General features: G+C 70.5%; 12 protein-coding genes. 6 read left to right on the forward strand and 6 right to left on the reverse strand.

Going from position 1 to position 15,265, the window contains the following annotated elements:
* Positions 1–27 precede the first annotated feature (27 nt).
* From MICNX66_RS15550 to MICNX66_RS15560, 3 genes are read left to right on the forward strand one after another with little or no spacing between them, the layout of a single operon-like run.
* Positions 28–915, forward strand: a complete 888-nt coding sequence (locus MICNX66_RS15550; protein ID WP_060922295.1) for a carbohydrate ABC transporter permease — start codon at positions 28–30, stop codon at positions 913–915.
* Complete coding sequence (locus MICNX66_RS15555; protein ID WP_197971856.1) at positions 912–1,844, forward strand: carbohydrate ABC transporter permease; 933 nt, start codon at positions 912–914, stop codon at positions 1,842–1,844. Before MICNX66_RS15550 ends, MICNX66_RS15555 begins: the two co-directional genes overlap by 4 nt.
* The gene (locus tag MICNX66_RS15560; RefSeq protein WP_187662625.1) at positions 1,841–5,041 is read left to right on the forward strand and encodes a GH92 family glycosyl hydrolase; all 3,201 of its coding nucleotides are present in this window, start codon (positions 1,841–1,843) and stop codon (positions 5,039–5,041) included. The genes MICNX66_RS15555 and MICNX66_RS15560 overlap by 4 nt, the downstream gene beginning before the upstream one ends.
* A gap of 1 nt (position 5,042) precedes the next feature.
* On the opposite strand, the gene MICNX66_RS15565 is transcribed toward MICNX66_RS15560, so the two are convergent.
* Positions 5,043–5,921, reverse strand: coding sequence for an endo-beta-N-acetylglucosaminidase H (locus tag MICNX66_RS15565; protein WP_232089117.1), 879 nt, complete (start codon positions 5,919–5,921; stop codon positions 5,043–5,045).
* Between the two features lie 189 nt (positions 5,922–6,110).
* Between MICNX66_RS15565 and MICNX66_RS15570 the strand changes: the two genes are divergently transcribed.
* Both MICNX66_RS15570 and MICNX66_RS15575 read left to right on the forward strand, forming a co-directional pair.
* Entirely contained in the window at positions 6,111–7,973 is a 1,863-nt protein-coding gene (locus MICNX66_RS15570) for a heavy metal translocating P-type ATPase (RefSeq protein ID WP_187662626.1), read from the forward strand.
* A gap of 115 nt (positions 7,974–8,088) precedes the next feature.
* On the forward strand, positions 8,089–8,367 hold the full coding sequence (locus MICNX66_RS15575) for a hypothetical protein (protein ID WP_187662627.1): 279 nt from the start codon (positions 8,089–8,091) through the stop codon (positions 8,365–8,367).
* A gap of 12 nt (positions 8,368–8,379) precedes the next feature.
* On the opposite strand, the gene MICNX66_RS15580 is transcribed toward MICNX66_RS15575, so the two are convergent.
* Together MICNX66_RS15580 and MICNX66_RS15585 are read right to left on the reverse strand one after the other, a co-directional pair.
* Entirely contained in the window at positions 8,380–10,014 is a 1,635-nt protein-coding gene (locus tag MICNX66_RS15580) for a fucose isomerase (RefSeq protein ID WP_187662628.1), read from the reverse strand.
* The gene (locus tag MICNX66_RS15585; protein ID WP_187662629.1) at positions 10,011–11,528 is read right to left on the reverse strand and encodes an FGGY-family carbohydrate kinase; all 1,518 of its coding nucleotides are present in this window, start codon (positions 11,526–11,528) and stop codon (positions 10,011–10,013) included. The genes MICNX66_RS15580 and MICNX66_RS15585 overlap by 4 nt, the downstream gene beginning before the upstream one ends.
* Here MICNX66_RS15585 and MICNX66_RS15590 point away from each other — a divergent pair.
* Positions 11,527–12,510: a DUF1640 domain-containing protein gene (locus tag MICNX66_RS15590; RefSeq protein WP_187662630.1), complete on the forward strand. Its 984-nt coding sequence runs from the start codon at positions 11,527–11,529 to the stop codon at positions 12,508–12,510. The genes MICNX66_RS15585 and MICNX66_RS15590 overlap by 2 nt on opposite strands.
* A 10-nt stretch (positions 12,511–12,520) precedes the next feature.
* On the opposite strand, the gene MICNX66_RS15595 is transcribed toward MICNX66_RS15590, so the two are convergent.
* From MICNX66_RS15595 to MICNX66_RS15605, 3 genes are read right to left on the reverse strand one after another with little or no spacing between them, the layout of a single operon-like run.
* Positions 12,521–13,504 (reverse strand): LacI family DNA-binding transcriptional regulator, encoded by a 984-nt coding sequence (locus MICNX66_RS15595; RefSeq protein WP_187662631.1) that lies wholly within the window; start codon positions 13,502–13,504, stop codon positions 12,521–12,523.
* 28 nt (positions 13,505–13,532) lie between these two features.
* Positions 13,533–14,444: a dihydrodipicolinate synthase family protein gene (locus MICNX66_RS15600; protein ID WP_187662632.1), complete on the reverse strand. Its 912-nt coding sequence runs from the start codon at positions 14,442–14,444 to the stop codon at positions 13,533–13,535.
* Positions 14,438–15,265: an SDR family oxidoreductase gene (locus tag MICNX66_RS15605; protein ID WP_187662633.1), complete on the reverse strand. Its 828-nt coding sequence runs from the start codon at positions 15,263–15,265 to the stop codon at positions 14,438–14,440. The genes MICNX66_RS15600 and MICNX66_RS15605 overlap by 7 nt, the downstream gene beginning before the upstream one ends.

Consider the following 15,265-nt stretch of genomic DNA (forward strand, 5'->3'; position numbering starts at 1 on the left):
ACCGGCACCCGGCAGCGGAGGTCGACGATGAGATCCCACAAGTGGTTCACCCCGTGGCTGCTCCTCGCCCCCGCCGTGATCTGGGTGCTGGTGTTCGCGCTCTGGCCGTTCCTCAACACCGTCGTCCTCAGCTTCACGGATGCTCGCCCCCTGCGGACCCCCGAGTTCGTCGGCGGCGCCAACTACGAGCGCATGTTCGGCGACGAGATGTTCTGGAACGCGCTGACCACCTGCCTCATCTACGTGGTCGTGTGCGTGCCGCTGCTCACGGTCCTCCCGCTGCTCCTCGCCCTCCTCGTGCAGAAGAAGCTCCCCGGCATCTCGTTCTTCCGCACCACGTTCTACTTCCCCGTGATCGCGTCGGTCGTCGTGGTCGCGCTCATCTGGACCTGGCTGTTCGACAGCCGGGGCATCATCAACCAGACCCTGGAGTTCCTCGGCCTCATCGACCAGCCGATGGCCTTCCTCGTCGACCGCTGGCTGCTGCTCGGCTGCGCGATCCTGCTGACCGTGTGGAAGGGCCTGGGCTACTACATGGTGGTGTACCTCGCCGCCCTGGGGAACGTGGGCAAGGAGCTGCACGAGGCCGCGATGCTCGACGGTGCGAGCTCGTTCCGCCGCTTCCTCTCCGTCACGATCCCGTCGGTGCGCGGGGCGATGCTCCTCATCGCCGTGCTCATCGCGGTGTCCGCCATGCGGGTGTTCGCCGAGCTCGACGTGCTCTCCAAGAGCACGGGCGGCCCCGGCGGCTACGACATGTCGCTCGTGATGCTCATCCGCCAGGTGGGGTCGGGCCTGAACGGCAACATCGGCTACGCGTCCGCGATCAGCGTGGCGCTGTTCCTCCTCACGCTCGTGCCGCTCGCGGCGATCGCGTTCATGAACCGCGAGAAGAAGGCGAAGGTCTCCGCATGACGACTCTGACGACGCCCCCGGTGGAGAGCACCCCGCCTGCGGAGGAGGCCCCGCGGCCCGGTCGCGAGCGCATCTTCCGCCGCCGCGGCTCCGGCGACTTCAGCAAGCCCACGCTCGGCGGACTCATCGGCCGATATGCGCTGCTGCTGTTCGTCCTCTTCCTCGTCATCGGCCCCTTCGTCTGGCAGCTCTCCACGTCGTTCAAGGGCCCCCAGGAGAACATCTACTCCTTCCCACCCGAGCTCATCCCCCGCGATCCGACGCTGCAGAACTACACGAGGGTCGCCGACATCGTCCCCGTCTACCTCTACGCCTGGCACTCGCTGCTCGTATCGCTCGGCACCGTGCTCAGCAACGTGATCCTGGCCACGTTCGCCGGCTACGCCCTGGGCTGCATGCGCTTCCGCGGCAAGTGGGTCGTCATGGGCATCCTGCTGTCCACGCTGCTGTTCCCGGGCGAGGTCACGGTGACGAGCAACTTCCTCACCATCCGCGCTCTCGGGCTCGCCGACACCCTGTGGGGCGTGTTCCTGCCCGGAGCGATCAGCGCCATGAACGTGCTGCTCGTCGCCACCGCGTGCCGGATGATCCCGAAGGACGTGCTCGACGCGGCCACCGTCGACGGTGCGACCACGTGGCAGCGCATCCGGCACATCGTGTGGCCGAACATCCGCGGCATGGTCTCGGTCGTGGCGATCTTCGCCTTCATCGGCGCGTGGGACGACTACCTCTGGCCGCTCATCGTGCTCTCCGACCCGGCCAAGTACACCCTGACCGTCGGCATGGCCTACCTCAACAGCAGCTTCTCGGTCGATCCGCGACTCATCGCCGCCGGCACCATGATCGCGCTCGTGCCGATCGTCATCATGTTCTCGTTCACGCAGCGCTTCTTCTTCAAGGGCGTGCAGGAGGGTGCGCTGAAGGGGTGAGCGCGCCGCTGCTCCGCCCGGCCTCCGGTCCCGCGGATCCCCCGTCGTCGCGCCCTCGCGCCGGGGTTCTCCCCGGCCCCGTTTTCGCCTACACGTTCGACCCCTCCCGCGGGGCGCAGCGGATCGACGTCCCCGGCCTCGACGGCATCGCCCTCACCCCGGACACCGTGCTGCACTGGGCGTTCTACGCCGACGGCCCCGCCGCGACCCTCGCCCCCTGGGCCGCGCTCGCGGTCACCGTCGACGTGCGGACCGCCGACGGCAGCCGGCTGAGCGACAGCGCCGCCGTCCGCGACCGGTACGACTTCCCGCTCACGGCCGAGGGGCAGTTCGCCGCCCGGTGGAGCATGCCGGAGCAGTGGAACGCCGACAGCGTGGCGCTCGCGCCGCTCGGCCCCGGTGCCGGCACGGTCGAGCTCGTCCTCGGCACCGCCGCTCTCCCGGCAGCGCCGGAGCTGCCCGCGGAGGTCACCGGTTTCGTGCAGGTCCTCGTCGAGGAGCGCCCGGCCCCCGGCGACCTCCCACCCGTCGAGCGGGTCGACACCCGGCGCGGCTCCCATTCCGGCCCCCGCTTCTCCCGCGGGAACACGGTCCCGGCGGTCGCCATGCCGCACGGGTTCACCTTCGTCACGCCGGCGACCGACGCCGCGGACGCACGCTGGCCCTACCGTCCGTTCGTGCACGACGATCCGCAGGGGCGGCGTCTCGAAGCCCTGCAGTTCTCGCACCAGCCCAGCCCGTGGATCGGCGATCGCGCGGTTCTTCAGCTCATGCCCTTCCTCGGCACAGCACGGTCGGCCAGGGAGGATCGACGCCGCTGGATCGTCGAGGGAAGCGAACGCGCCCGCCCGCACGAGTACACCGCCGACCTCGGCGACGGCGTGCATGTCGAGATGACCGCGACCTCGCACACCGCGGCCTTCCGCGTGCGGTGCGATGATTCGCGCGCCGCCGTGGGTTTCGTGATCGATCAGCTCACGAACGAGGGGCTGCTCACCTTCACCGACACCGGCTTCGAGGGGTGGATCCCCGAGGGCACCGAGGACTGGGGGAACGCGCCACGCTGCTACTTCGCCGGGACCGTGCATAGCGCGTCGGACGTCGCGCATCGCGCGCTGGAGGACGACGCGCGTCCCCGGGTCGCCGGCTTCGTTCGCGCCGTGGGCGCCGTCGAGGTGCGGGTCGGGGTCTCGTTCCTCTCCGTCGCGCAGGCCCGGCACAGCCTCGCCCTCGAGGCACCTCCCGCCGTCCCGTTCGACGAGCTCCGCGCCCGCGCGGCCGCCGCGTGGAACCGCCTGCTCGGGCGCGTGACGATCCCCCCGCTCCCCGAGGCCGAGCGCCCGTTCCGCGGCCTGGCCGACGAGGAGCAGCGCGCCCGGATCGCCGCCGCGCTCCACCGTATGCATCTGTATCCGAATACGGCGGCGGAGAACACGGGCACCGCGGAGGCACCGGCGTGGCGTTTCGCCGACGTGTTCGCCCCGCGGACCGCCTTCGGCGAGTCGGCCACGGGGGCGCCGGTCGCGGAGGGCGAGCTCGTCGTCAACAACGGCTATTGGGACACGTACCGCACCGAGTGGCCCGCGCTCGCGCTCCTCGACCCCGCGCTGGCCGGACGCCTGCTGGACGGACAGCTCATGCAGTATCGCCGCGGCGGCTGGATGGCGCGGTGGAGCGCCCCCGGGTATGTGGACAGCATGGTCGGGACCTCCAGCGACCAGATCTTCGCCGACGCCGCGCGTTGGGAGGTGCCCTTCGACCGCGAGACGGCGTTCGAGAGCGGGTGGCGCGACGCGTGCGAGCCGGGCCCGGATCCGCGACGGGGTCGCAAGGGCATCGGCCGTGGTCGCTTCCTCGGCTTCATCCCGTCCGACGTGCCGGAGGGGATGAGCTGGAGCATCGAGAACGCCGTGAGCGATGCCGCCCTCGGCCGGTTCGCCGCCCAGCTCGCGGCGTCGACGGCGGCGGACGGCGCCGCGCGCTACCGGGCCTTTGCGCGGTACTTCGCGAACCGCTCCCGCGCGGCGCGCGCCCTGTTCGATCCTGCCTCCGGATTCTTCCGCGGTCGCACGGCGGACGGGTCCTTCGCACCGGATTTCGATCCTCGCGTCTGGGGCGGCGACAACGTCGAGACGAACGCGTGGGGGATGTCCGTGGGCACGGTGCACGACGGGCCGGGCCTCGCGGCGCTCCACGGCGGCCCTGCGGGACTCGGTCGGCACCTCGACGCCCTCTTCGCCGAGCCCGAGACCGCCGACGAGCGCTTCGGCGGTGCGTACGGCACCGTCATCCACGAGCAGCGCGAAGCCCGCGCCCAGCGGTCGGGCATGTGCGCGCTGTCGAATCAGCCGGCGCACCACATCCCCTTCATGTACGCCTTCACGGACCGGCCGTGGCACAGCGCGGGCCTCGTGCACGGCCTCGCGCGCCGCCTCTTCGCCGGTGCCCACATCGGCCAGGGGTTCCCCGGCGACGAGGACAACGGAGAGATGAGCGCCTGGTGGCTCTGGGCCGCGCTCGGCCTCTATCCCCTGGAACTCGCGGCGGGGACTCTGCGGATCGGGTCCCCGCTGTCCGACGACATCCGGGTCGCACGCGGAGACGGCTCGTCGCTGCGCATCCGCTCGCGACGGAGCTCCCCCGCCGCGCACGTATTGGAGGACGCCCGGCTGGACGGACGCCCTCTCCCCACCGCCGATCTGCCGATCGACGCGCTTCGGGGGGACGCGGTGCTCGACCTGGTGTTCGGCACGGACCCGGCGCGGGCGCTCGAGAGCGGTGAGGACGCACTCGACGCCGAGCCGTGGCGGTGCCACCTCACCGCCGACGCGGGAGAGATCGTCGCCTCCGCGGATGTCCTCGATGCGCCACGGCTGTTCGACGACGGCGATCCGCAGGGCGACGCGGGCGTCCGGCTGCCGGAAGGCTCGTGGGTGGGCTGGCGATTCCCCTCACCCCGCGGCCTCACCGACATCACCGTCACGAGCCTCGGGCCCACGGCGGCCGATGCGCTGCGCTGGGAGAGGGAGGGTGCCGATGGAGCCTGGCATCCCCTCGCCACCAGACACCGCGAAGACCTGGCTCCCGACCGGACGACGCCGTTCACTCTGGAGATGCCGGTCGTGACCCCGGCCATCCGCGTGCGGGCGACGGTCGAGGTCACGCTTCGTCAGGTCGAGCTCTTCGACCTGGGCTGACTCACCGCGACGCTGCGCGGTACAGAGTCGCCTCCCCCTTCAGCGCCTGGGTGATGCCGGAGAGGTAGGCCGACTGATCCGTCGCGGTGAGGTTGTACGCGACGTAGACGCCGTACCCGTCCGCCACCGTGCGCTGGGCGAAGTCGGCGGCCGTCGTGGCGCTGGTGTTCGCGAGGTCGATCGCCGCGGCGCCGAGCCGGCCGCGGTCGTCCAGGCCCGGCACGGTGGGAGCGTCGTAGGTCGGGTAGTACGGGTTCCACGCGTGATCGAGCACGCTGCCGGCGTCGAAGAGGCCGAAGTCCGTGGTCGTGTAGGACGGGCCGATCGCATACAACGTGATGAGCTTGTCCGGTCCCAGGCGATCGCGCAGCGCGGAGGCGAGCCAGCCGAAGGACTGCGGGTTCGGCTGCGGCGTGCCGTTCGCCCCGTAGTTGCTCCACTCGTCGTCGAAATCGACGCCGTCCAGGCCGTAGGTGGTGACGGTGTCGGCGAGCTGCGCGGCGAAGGCGTCGGCTTCCGCGTACGAGGTGAAGTTCGCGAAGCCGGCACCCTGGTGGTTTCCGAGCACCGACAGGAGGACCTTGGTGCCCTGGGCCTGCAGCGGGCGGATCTGGTTCTGCGCGTCCTGCAGCGTCTCGGTGACCCGCTCGTTGAGGTGGAGGACCGCCCGCTCCCCGTCATAGTTGATGTTCGCGGCGAAGATCATGGCCAGATCGACGGCGGGGCGGCCCGACTCGGCGAGCGTGTAGTCCGCGACATTCGCTAAATCGTTCGAGTTGACCTCGACGTAGACGGCGAGCTGCGGGTCGGCGGCATCCGCATCGGCGACGGCCGCCGTCGAGGCGGCGAGGGCGGCGGCTCCGGCGGCAGCGATCGCCACTGCTGCCGCAACGCCTCTTCTCAGGCGGGACGATCGTGCGGGTGAGGAACTCATGACGGTGTCTTCTCCTTCGGCGTCGTTGTCGAGATCGGGCCGCGACGTCGCGACTCGCGGCCGACTATATCGCTTAAGCACAGGTGTCGGAAGGGGATGCTGGCGGTGCGCACCGATTCCGACGATGCTGGACGCATGCGCGCCCTCCGACTCCTCTGGCGGTACCCCGTCATCACCCTGACGGTCATCGTCTTCGCCGTGGTCGGAGGGCTGCACGCCGCCGGGGAGGAGACCATCGGCCGGTGGATCGCGACGATCTTCGTGGCTGCGGTGGTGGTCTGGACGCTCGTCGGGATGGTGCGCGACGTGCTCCGCGGCCACGTCGGACTCGACATCCTCGCCGTCGTCGCCATGGTCGCGACGCTCGCGGTGGGCGAATACATCGCGGCGCTCATCATCGTCCTGATGCTCTCCGGCGGCGAGGCGCTGGAGGACTTCGCGGGCCGCCGGGCGAAGCGCGACCTCTCCGCACTGCTGGATCGCTCGCCCCGCAGCGCCCATGTGCTGACGCATCCCGAGGACGCGGACTCGGACGCGGCGAGGGAGGTGCCGGTCGACGATGTGGCCGTGGGCGACGTGCTTCTCGTGCGCCCGGCGGAGATCATCCCCGTGGACGGTGAACTGCTCACGGACCGCGCGTCGTTCGACGAATCGTCGCTCACGGGCGAAAGTCTGCCCGTGACGCGCGGTGCGGGCGACGAGGTGCTGTCGGGCGCGATCAACGGCAGCCGGGCCATCCGCCTCCGCGCCCTCCGCACCGGCGCCGACAGTCAGTATCAGCAGATCGTCGCCCTGGTCGCCGAGGCCGAGTCCTCCCACGCTCCCATCGTGCGTCTCGCCGACCGGTTCGCGATTCCGTTCACCGCCGTCGCGCTCGTGCTCGCGGGGACGGCGTGGGCACTCTCCGGCGACGCGACTCGGTTCGCCGAGGTGCTCGTGCTGGCGACGCCCTGCCCGCTGCTGATCGCCGCCCCGGTGGCCTTCCTCGGCGGGCTCTCCCGGGCGGCGAAGTCGGGCGTCATCATGAAGAGCGGCGCGGTCATCGAGCAGATCGCCCGGGTGCGCTCGGCCGCGTTCGACAAGACAGGGACGCTCACCCAGGGGAGGCCGGAGCTGGTCGACGTGCGACCGTCCCGCGGTTTCGATGCGGATGAGATCCTGCGACTCGCCGCCTCCGCCGAGCAGTACTCGTCGCACGTGCTCGCCGACGGCATCCGTCGCGCCGCCGCCGCACGGGGCCTGGCCCTGCACGCGGCGACGGAGGCGAGCGAGACCGCGACGAACGGGGTGTCCGCGACGATCGGCGGCCGTTCGGTCGTCGTCGGCAAGCCGGCCTACGTGGCCTCCCTCGCCCCCGACACCGTGCGGGTGGAGCTCGCACCGGGACAGGCCGCCGCGTACGTCGCCGTGGACGGTCGGTTCGCAGGGGCCCTCGTGCTCGCCGACGCCGCCCGCCCGGAGGCGCCCGCCGTGGTCTCCTGGATGCGGACGCACGAGGTCGACAGGCTCGCGATGTTGACCGGGGATGTGGCCACCACGGCGGAGTCGATCGGACGGCAGGTCGGGATCGACGAGATCCACGCCGAGCTGCTGCCTCCCGAGAAGGTGCGTCTGGCCGCCGAGATGCAGCCACGGCCCGTGCTGATGGTCGGCGACGGTGTCAACGACGCGCCGGTGCTGGCGGCGGCCGACATCGGCATCGCGATGGGCGCGAAGGGGGCGACGGCCGCCGGGGACGCCGCCGACGTCGTCATCCTCGTGGATTCGCTCGCCAAGGTCGTCGACGCCGTCGCGATCGGACGGCACACCCTCCGCGTGGCCCTCACCGCGATCTGGATCGGGATCGGTCTGAGCGTGGGACTGATGGTCGTGGCAATGACCGGCGTCATCCCCGCGGTCGTCGGCGCACTGGTGCAGGAGCTCGTCGACCTCGCGACGATCCTCTACGCCCTGCGCGCGCTGAGCGGCCCGCCGAGCGACCTCCGCCCCTCCCCCTGAGGGCTGCTCCTGCACCGACCCCGGTACCGCTTCTCCCGTCCACAGGTCCCGTGTTCGCGGCCCTGCCCCTGCGGAATACCGTGACAGCCTGAGACCCCGGACTCAGGCTGGACGCATGACCGTGGACGACCCGCAGGTATGGACACTGATCGGCGTCTTCGCCGCCGTGATGCTCGGCGGCATGACACTCATGACGTCGCAGCTCAGCCGCGTGATCCGTGCGGAGGTGGACCGCATCGACGGCACGCTCTCCGCACGGATCGATCGCATCGACGACACCCTCTCCGCACGGATCGACGGCCTCGACGCCCGGCTCGGACGCATCGAGACGAAGGTCGACGATCTCGACAGGGAGCTCACGAACCTCGCGACGCGGTTCTGGCGCTCGCAGTGACGAGCCGCGGCCTCAGATCGACACGTCGCCGACGAGGTTGACCTTGATGCCCATGCCGTCGAACATCGCGGCCTTCGCGATCAGCGCCTTGTCCGCGGTCTCGGCGTCGGGGGCGTAGACGAGCTGCGCGTGGTTCGCCTTGTGCCGTGCCATGAACTGATCGCGCGAGATGCCGTGCAGCACCACGTGGGCGATCGGCCACTCCGGGTTCGTGGCGTCCTTCCGGCGCTGCGTCTCCTCCGCCGGCAGCTCGACGACCGACGCCCGGAAGATGTCCGCCTGCAGGACCCCCTCGGCGATGAAAACCCGCGAGAGCACGACCTCGCCGGGCTTCGAGACGCCGTTGATCGTGGCGCCGCCCGCAGGGAAGAACACGTGCCCCTGGCGCCAGCCCTCCGCGTTCTGCCAGCCGCCGAGGTGGGAGGCCGGCACCGAGCCGGAGATCTCGTACACCCACACGAACTGCCCGTCGTGGTCCTCGCCCCAGCGGACGTCGTGGAGAGTGTTGTCGGGAACGAGCCCCATCGCGCGCCAGACGCGGTCGGTCACGAGCGCATCGACGGCGACGCCCTCGTCGGCCTCGTTGAAGTGCGGGAACGCGCGCCCCTCGTGCAGCACGCGGGAGCCGTCGCGCGAGGTCACCGGCGGGCGCTCGGTGGAGTTGAGGATCCCCTCCGCCAGGTCCGAGGCCGGAACGAGGTCCTTCAACCCCTGCTGGTACTGGATGCCGACCGCGTCGAGCCCGAAGTCGTCCGCGATGCGGAGCGCGGCGATGTACATCTTCAGCTGCCACTGCACCTGCTCACGGGTGAGCTCGGTCGCGGCGTCCTCGCCGTAGCGGAACGTCATCCCCCGCTCGATCAGCCAGTCGTACGCGGCGTCGGCCTCCTCGTCGGTCACGTTCAGCATCTCCGCGTAGAGCGCCGACTGCGACAGGCGCTCCTTGTAGATGCCGGTCTGGTTGAGGAGCTCGTCGTCGAAGATGGCGTTGTACATTCCCATGCAGCCCTCGTCGAAGACGCCGATGATGGCCTTCTCAGCGCGCAGTTCCGCGGCCAGGGCCTCGCCGAGCTGCTTCTCCGGGCTGTCGGGCAGCGCGGGGAGCGGACGCACGTGGGAGGCATCGTGGGTGATGGCGCCGGTCTCGGTCCACTCCCGGATGCCCTCGCGGAACCAGTCGTCGGTGAAGTCGACCGACCAGATCGTCGCGTACGGCTTGTCCATCTTCGTCAGGCCCGCGTTGAGGCCGAGGAGGCCGACGAGGCCGGGCCAGTCGCCCGCGAAGTTCGCCACCGTGAGGATCGGACCCTCGTGCGTGCGGAGGCCCGCGAGCACGTGGTGCGAGTACTGCCAGACGGCCTCGGCGACGATGAGCGGTGCGTCGACGGGGATGTTCTTGAAGACCTCGAGACCCATGCGCTGGCTGGAGATGAACCCGTGACCGGTCTCCGGGTCGACCTCGTTGGCGCGGATGACCGTCCAGCCGAGGTCATTCAGCACGCCGGTGACCCCGGCTTCGAGCTCGACCTGGGTGGGCCAGCCGGCCGTGTTGGCCGACTCACGGAGATCGCCGGACGCGATCAGGTAGGCGGTCTTCGGCGCCGTGGCAGGACGGGGCGCCGGGGTGGGCAGGGTGTAAGCGGTCATGAGTTCTCCGGGGTCGAGGTGGTCGGGGAGCCGTCGCGCTGGGCGGCGGCGAGTTCATGGACGACGTCCTTCGAGCCGTCGTACAGCCGCACGTAACGGTCGAAGAGGGCGTCGGCGAAGGGGCGCAGCGCCTCGTCCGGACGGACGGTGTCGGCGATGGGGTTCCAGTCGGCGATGGCGGGCGCGGCATCCTCGGCGGCCGTGGCCGTCGCCGCGAGGAAGGCGGCCCCGTAGCTCGCGCCGATCGTCGTCTGCGGCACCTCCTGCACGAGCCCGGTGATGTCGGAGACGATCTGCAGCCAGAGCCGCCCTTGCGTGCCCCCGCCGACCGCCACGATGCGGCGGATGTCGGCGCCTGCGGCGCGCATCGTCTCGACGTTGTGCCGCACGCCCAGCGCTGTGGCTTCGAGCGCGGCGCGGTAGAGGTCTCCTCGGGTGTGCCGGAGGGTGAGCCCGGCGATGACCCCGCGGGCATCCGGATCCTGGATCGGGGTGCGCTCGCCGGCGAAGTACGGCAGCATCAGCAGGCCGTTCGCGCCGGGCCCCGACTCCTCCGCCTCGGCCAGCAGCGCCGGGTAGTCGGCGCCCGAGAGGCCTCTCAGCCACGCGGTGAGCGCTCCGGACGTGGAAAGGCCACCGGCGAGGTTGCGCGTTCCTTCGAACGCGCCGGCCGTGGTCCACATCGAAGGCGTGCGGAGGGTCTGCTCGCCCGTCGCCACGAGGAACATCGTCGTGCCGTACATCAGCATGAGGTCGCCGACCTCATGGGCGCCGATACTCACCGCCTCGGTCCACGCGTCGATCGTGCCGGTGATGACCGGCGTTCCCTCGGGCAGGCCGGTCAGGGCCGCCGCAGCGGCGGTCACGGTGCCCGCGATCTCCCCCGCCCAGCGCAGCGGCGGCTGCTCGATCGTCCCGGCGAACCGCTGCCACCACGGTTCGTGCCACTGCGCGCCCTCGATGTCGTACAACGGCGAGACCTGGCTGGCGGACTGGTGGTCGAGGACGTAGGCACCGGTGAGCTTACGAGCCAACCAGGAGGCGGGCATGTAGAGCCGCCGCGCGCGCTGCCAGGCCTCCGGTTCCTCCTCGGCGACCCAGGCGATCTTGGGCCCGCCGGCCTGCGACGTGAGGGTCGAGCCGCCCACGCGGGTGATCTCCTCGACGCCGAGCTCCGCCGTCATGCGCTCGATCTGCGCGGTGGAACGGGTGTCCACGCCGTAGAGGATCGCGGGGCGCACGGGCTCGTCGTCCTCGTCGGCGAGCAGGATGCACGGGCCCATGCCGCTCACTCCGACCCCCACGACGTCCGCGTCGGGGACCGCGGAGAGAAGGTCCGTGGCCAGCTCGACGAACTCGTCCCACCAGATCCGGCCGTCCATCTCGACCCATCCGGACTGCGGACGGGAGACGTCGTGCGCGCGGGTCGCAGTCGCGAGGATCGTGCCGGCGGGGTCCACGAGGACGCCCTTGCTGCTGGACGTGCCGATGTCCACCCCGAGGGTGCAGCGCATGGTCTCTCCTTCGATACCGACGGGCCGTGCTGACCTGGACCCAGGCTACGCGAAATCGATTTCAGGGCGCAAGGAGGTGACCGCTCCTGCACCGCGTTGGCCGATCTCCGAAGATTCCACCATCCCCGCTCCTGACTGGGAAAACGCCGGTTCAGCACCGGAATACCGTGACATCCTGACCCCTCCGATCGAGACTGGAGGCATGCCCTTGGACGGCCCGCAGGTATGGACGCTGATCGGCATCTTCGTGACGACGATGCTCGGCGGCATGACCCTCATGACGACGCAGTTCGGTCGCGTGCTCCGTGCGGAGATCGGCGGGCTGCGGGGAGAGATGACCGGCGAGACCGGCAGGCTCCGCACCGAGATGACCACCGAGATCGCCGGCCTCCGCACAGACATGACCACCGAGATCGCCGGCCTCCGCACCGAGATGACCACCGAGATCGCCGGCCTCCGCACCGACATGACCACCGAGACCACACGACTACGCACCGAGATCGGCACCCTCCGCACAGACATGACCACCGAGATCGGCACCCTCCGCACCGACATGACCACCGAGATCGGCATCCTCCGCACCGACATGACCGGCGAGATCAACGGCCTCCGCACCGAAATGACCGGCGAGATCGGCACCCTCCGCACCGAAATGACCACCGAGATCGGCACCCTCCGCACCGAGATGACCACCGAGATCGGCAGCCTCCGCATCGAGATGACGAACGAAACCGGTGGGCTGCACGCGGCGCTGGCAGCGCTGCACGGAGTGATGATGAGCGAGATCGGAGCGCTGCGCGCGGCGATGGGTGCGCTGCAGGGAGCGATGATCGGGCTGCGTGGCGAGATGATCGGGCTCCGTGGCGAGATGACCGCACGACTCGACGGTCTCGATCACCGCCTCGACCGATTGGAGGTGAAGGTCGACGATCTCGACAAGGAGATGACGAACCTCGCAGCGCGGTTCTGGCGCTCGCAGTAGCGACCTGCGGTCAGGCGCGTGCGGTCGCGCGCTGCACCTCGCCGGAGAGGACGACCGTCCGAGCCGGCTGCACGTCTCCCCTGATCCGTTCGAGCAGCATCCGCGCCGCCGTCACGCCCATGTGCCGCGCCGGCAACCGCACGACGGTCACAGCGGAGGGAGACAGCGTCGTGAAGGGCAGCGATCCGATCACCGCGACACCGAGTTCCGGAGGGGTGAGGCCGCGCTCCGTGAGGACCTGGATCGCGCCGACGCCGATGAGGTTGTTCCCGGCGACGACCGCGTCCGGCGGCTCCGGCAGCGCGAGGAGCTCCTCCATGGCCGCACGCCCGCCGTCGACCCGGAACGTGGCGAAGCGCTGGAGCGAGGACAGCTCATGATGGGGATCCATCGCCGAGAGGGCTCCCCGCCAACCTTCCGCCCGCTCGGCCGCGGTGTCGATGTGCGCGGGCCCCCCGATGTACGCGATGCGGCGATACCCGGCGTCGAGCAGGCTCTGCGTCGCTGCGGCTCCCGCCTCCCGGTTGGCCATCACCACGCCGTCGATGTCGGCGGCCGTGCGACGGTCCACGGCGACCACGGGCCGCCCCGTCGCCCGCACCGGCGCGAGATCCGAGTGCTCATCCGCTGTCGCGATGATCACCCCCGACATGTTCTCGGCGATCGCGATCCGGAGGTACGTCGCCTCCTTCTCGACCTGGGCGTCGGAGTTGCAGAGTACGACGGAGTACCCCGCCTCGGACGCCGCGTCCTCCACCCCACGCGCCATCTCGGTGAAGTACGGGTTCTCGATGTCCGGGATCACCAGGGCGATGACCTCGGAGCTCTGGGTCCGCAACGTGCGCGCCGTCCGGTTCGGCGTGAATCGGAGCTCCTCCGCCGCCGCCCGCACGGCCGCCGCCTTCTCCTCCGACACGCTCGTGCCGTTGAAGACGCGTGAGACCGTGGCCGGCGAGACGCCGGCCCGCCGCGCGACGTCGTAGATCGTGGCCATGGGCACCCACTGTAACCGGTTTCAGCCCTCAGACCTCCGCGAGGAATCGATCGAGAGTCACCCCGAGAGCATCCAGCCGGGCCCGAGCCGCGTCCGAGAGCGGTCGGAACGGACGACGGCAGTCGCCCAGTGCTCCGGCGCCACCCGCGCTGCGACCGGAGAGGTACTTCGCCGCAGGGAAGACGTCGATCGCGACCAGCTCGGCGATGACATGGTTGATCCGGCTCTGCACCCGCTGCGCTCCGGCCAGGTCGCCGACGTCGAGGAGGCGACGCGCCGCCTGGAAGAGCTCGACCTGCAGCCCGACGGTCGTGCCGATGGTCCCGCGGGCGCCGGCGGCGAGCGCCGGCACGAACACCTCGTCGAAGCCGTTGATGTAGGCCTTGTCGGGGAAGGCCGTCTTCATGCGCTCCAGGGCGTACATGTTGTGCGCGGTCTGCTTGAGTCCGATCACCCGATCGTCGTCCAGGAGCTCGCCGGCTGTCTCGACCGTGAACTCCGTCCCGGTGAACTGCGGGATGTTGTAGACGATGAGCGGGAGATCCACGGCGTCCAGCACCGCGCGGTAATGGTCGAGGACGGCCTCGATGCCGAACGAGTAGTAGATCGGCGGGATCATCGAGAGTGCGGATGCGCCGGCCTGCTGAGCCCGTCGCGCGAGCTCGATCGCCTCCCTCGTGGACAGCGCGCCGACGTGGGCGACGACGGGTATCCGCCCTTCCGCGGCGCTCACCGCGGTCTCCACCATCGCGGTCCGCTCGTCCGCCGACAGGAGGAGGCCCTCCCCCGACGACCCGCAGCAGTAGATCCCCTCGACCCCGCGCGCCACGTAGTCCCCGATGAGCGTCGAGAGCAGCCCGGTGTCGACCGCCCCCTCCGCGTCGTAGGGGGTGGCGATCGCCGCCATCAACACCCCGAGGTCCGCCGCGGTGGTCACCATGCCGTCCACCCCCCGTCCACGACGAGGTTGGCTCCGGTCATATAGCGCGAGGCATCGGAGAGCAGGAAGACCGCGGCACCGTTGAAGTCGGTCGCCTCCGCCATCCGCCCGATCGGGATGCGCGCCGTGTAGTTCTGCCGGAAGGTCGCGTCCTGCGTGTCTCGGCCGACGCCGGACGGAGTGAGGGTGTTGACTCGGATCCCCTGCCGCCCCCAGTACGTCGCGCAGTAGCGCGTGAGGTTGTAGAGCCCCGACTTCGCCGCTGAGTACGCCACCGGCTTCACGAACGGCACCCCGGTCTGCTCCTCCTTGTAGGCGTAGATGTCCTGCACCGGGGACACCATCCCGTAGATCGAGCCGACGTTGATGATCGAGCCCGGCTTTCCGACGGCGCGCATCCGGGCACCGGCCGCCTGCGTCACGAGGAAGGTGCCGACGAGGTTCACGTCGACCACCTCCCGGAACACGTCGAGGGGGAAGTCCTCGAACGGGCCGGAGACCTCGGGCGGCGCGCTCGGCTGGGTGTCCAGTCCCGCGTTGTTGATCACGCCGTCCGGCGCCGCACCCCACGCATCGACGATCGCATCGAGGCCGGCCTCGACGCTGTCCTTCGAGACGATGTCCACGGAGACGCCGAGGAGGCGCGGGCTGTCGGCGATCTCGGGGAACGTCTCCTGCAGGCGCGCGGCGTCGACGGTGCGCGATGCCACGGCCACCCGGGCACCGCGCCCGTGCAGCTCGCGGACGAAGGCCGAGCCGATCTGGCCGAGGCCGCCGGTGACGAGGATGATGCGGTCGGTGAGGTCGAAGATGTCCGTCAT

Origin of the sequence: Microbacterium sp. Nx66, from assembly GCF_904066215.1 — a bacterium.
GTDB lineage: Bacteria > Actinomycetota > Actinomycetes > Actinomycetales > Microbacteriaceae > Microbacterium > Microbacterium meiriae.

Coding starts and splice junctions, on each gene's coding strand:
- MICNX66_RS15550 (WP_060922295.1), top strand. CDS start 28: ATGAGATCCCACAAGTGGTTCACCCCGTGGCTGCTCCTCGCCCCCGCC.
- MICNX66_RS15555 (WP_197971856.1), top strand. CDS start 912: ATGACGACTCTGACGACGCCCCCGGTGGAGAGCACCCCGCCTGCGGAG.
- MICNX66_RS15570 (WP_187662626.1), top strand. CDS start 6,111: ATGCGCGCCCTCCGACTCCTCTGGCGGTACCCCGTCATCACCCTGACG.
- MICNX66_RS15575 (WP_187662627.1), top strand. CDS start 8,089: ATGACCGTGGACGACCCGCAGGTATGGACACTGATCGGCGTCTTCGCC.
- MICNX66_RS15580 (WP_187662628.1), bottom strand. CDS start 10,014: ATGACCGCTTACACCCTGCCCACCCCGGCGCCCCGTCCTGCCACGGCG.
- MICNX66_RS15590 (WP_187662630.1), top strand. CDS start 11,527: ATGGTCTCTCCTTCGATACCGACGGGCCGTGCTGACCTGGACCCAGGC.
- MICNX66_RS15585 (WP_187662629.1), bottom strand. CDS start 11,528: ATGCGCTGCACCCTCGGGGTGGACATCGGCACGTCCAGCAGCAAGGGC.
- MICNX66_RS15595 (WP_187662631.1), bottom strand. CDS start 13,504: ATGGCCACGATCTACGACGTCGCGCGGCGGGCCGGCGTCTCGCCGGCC.
- MICNX66_RS15600 (WP_187662632.1), bottom strand. CDS start 14,444: ATGGTGACCACCGCGGCGGACCTCGGGGTGTTGATGGCGGCGATCGCC.
- MICNX66_RS15605 (WP_187662633.1), bottom strand. CDS start 15,265: ATGACGGACATCTTCGACCTCACCGACCGCATCATCCTCGTCACCGGC.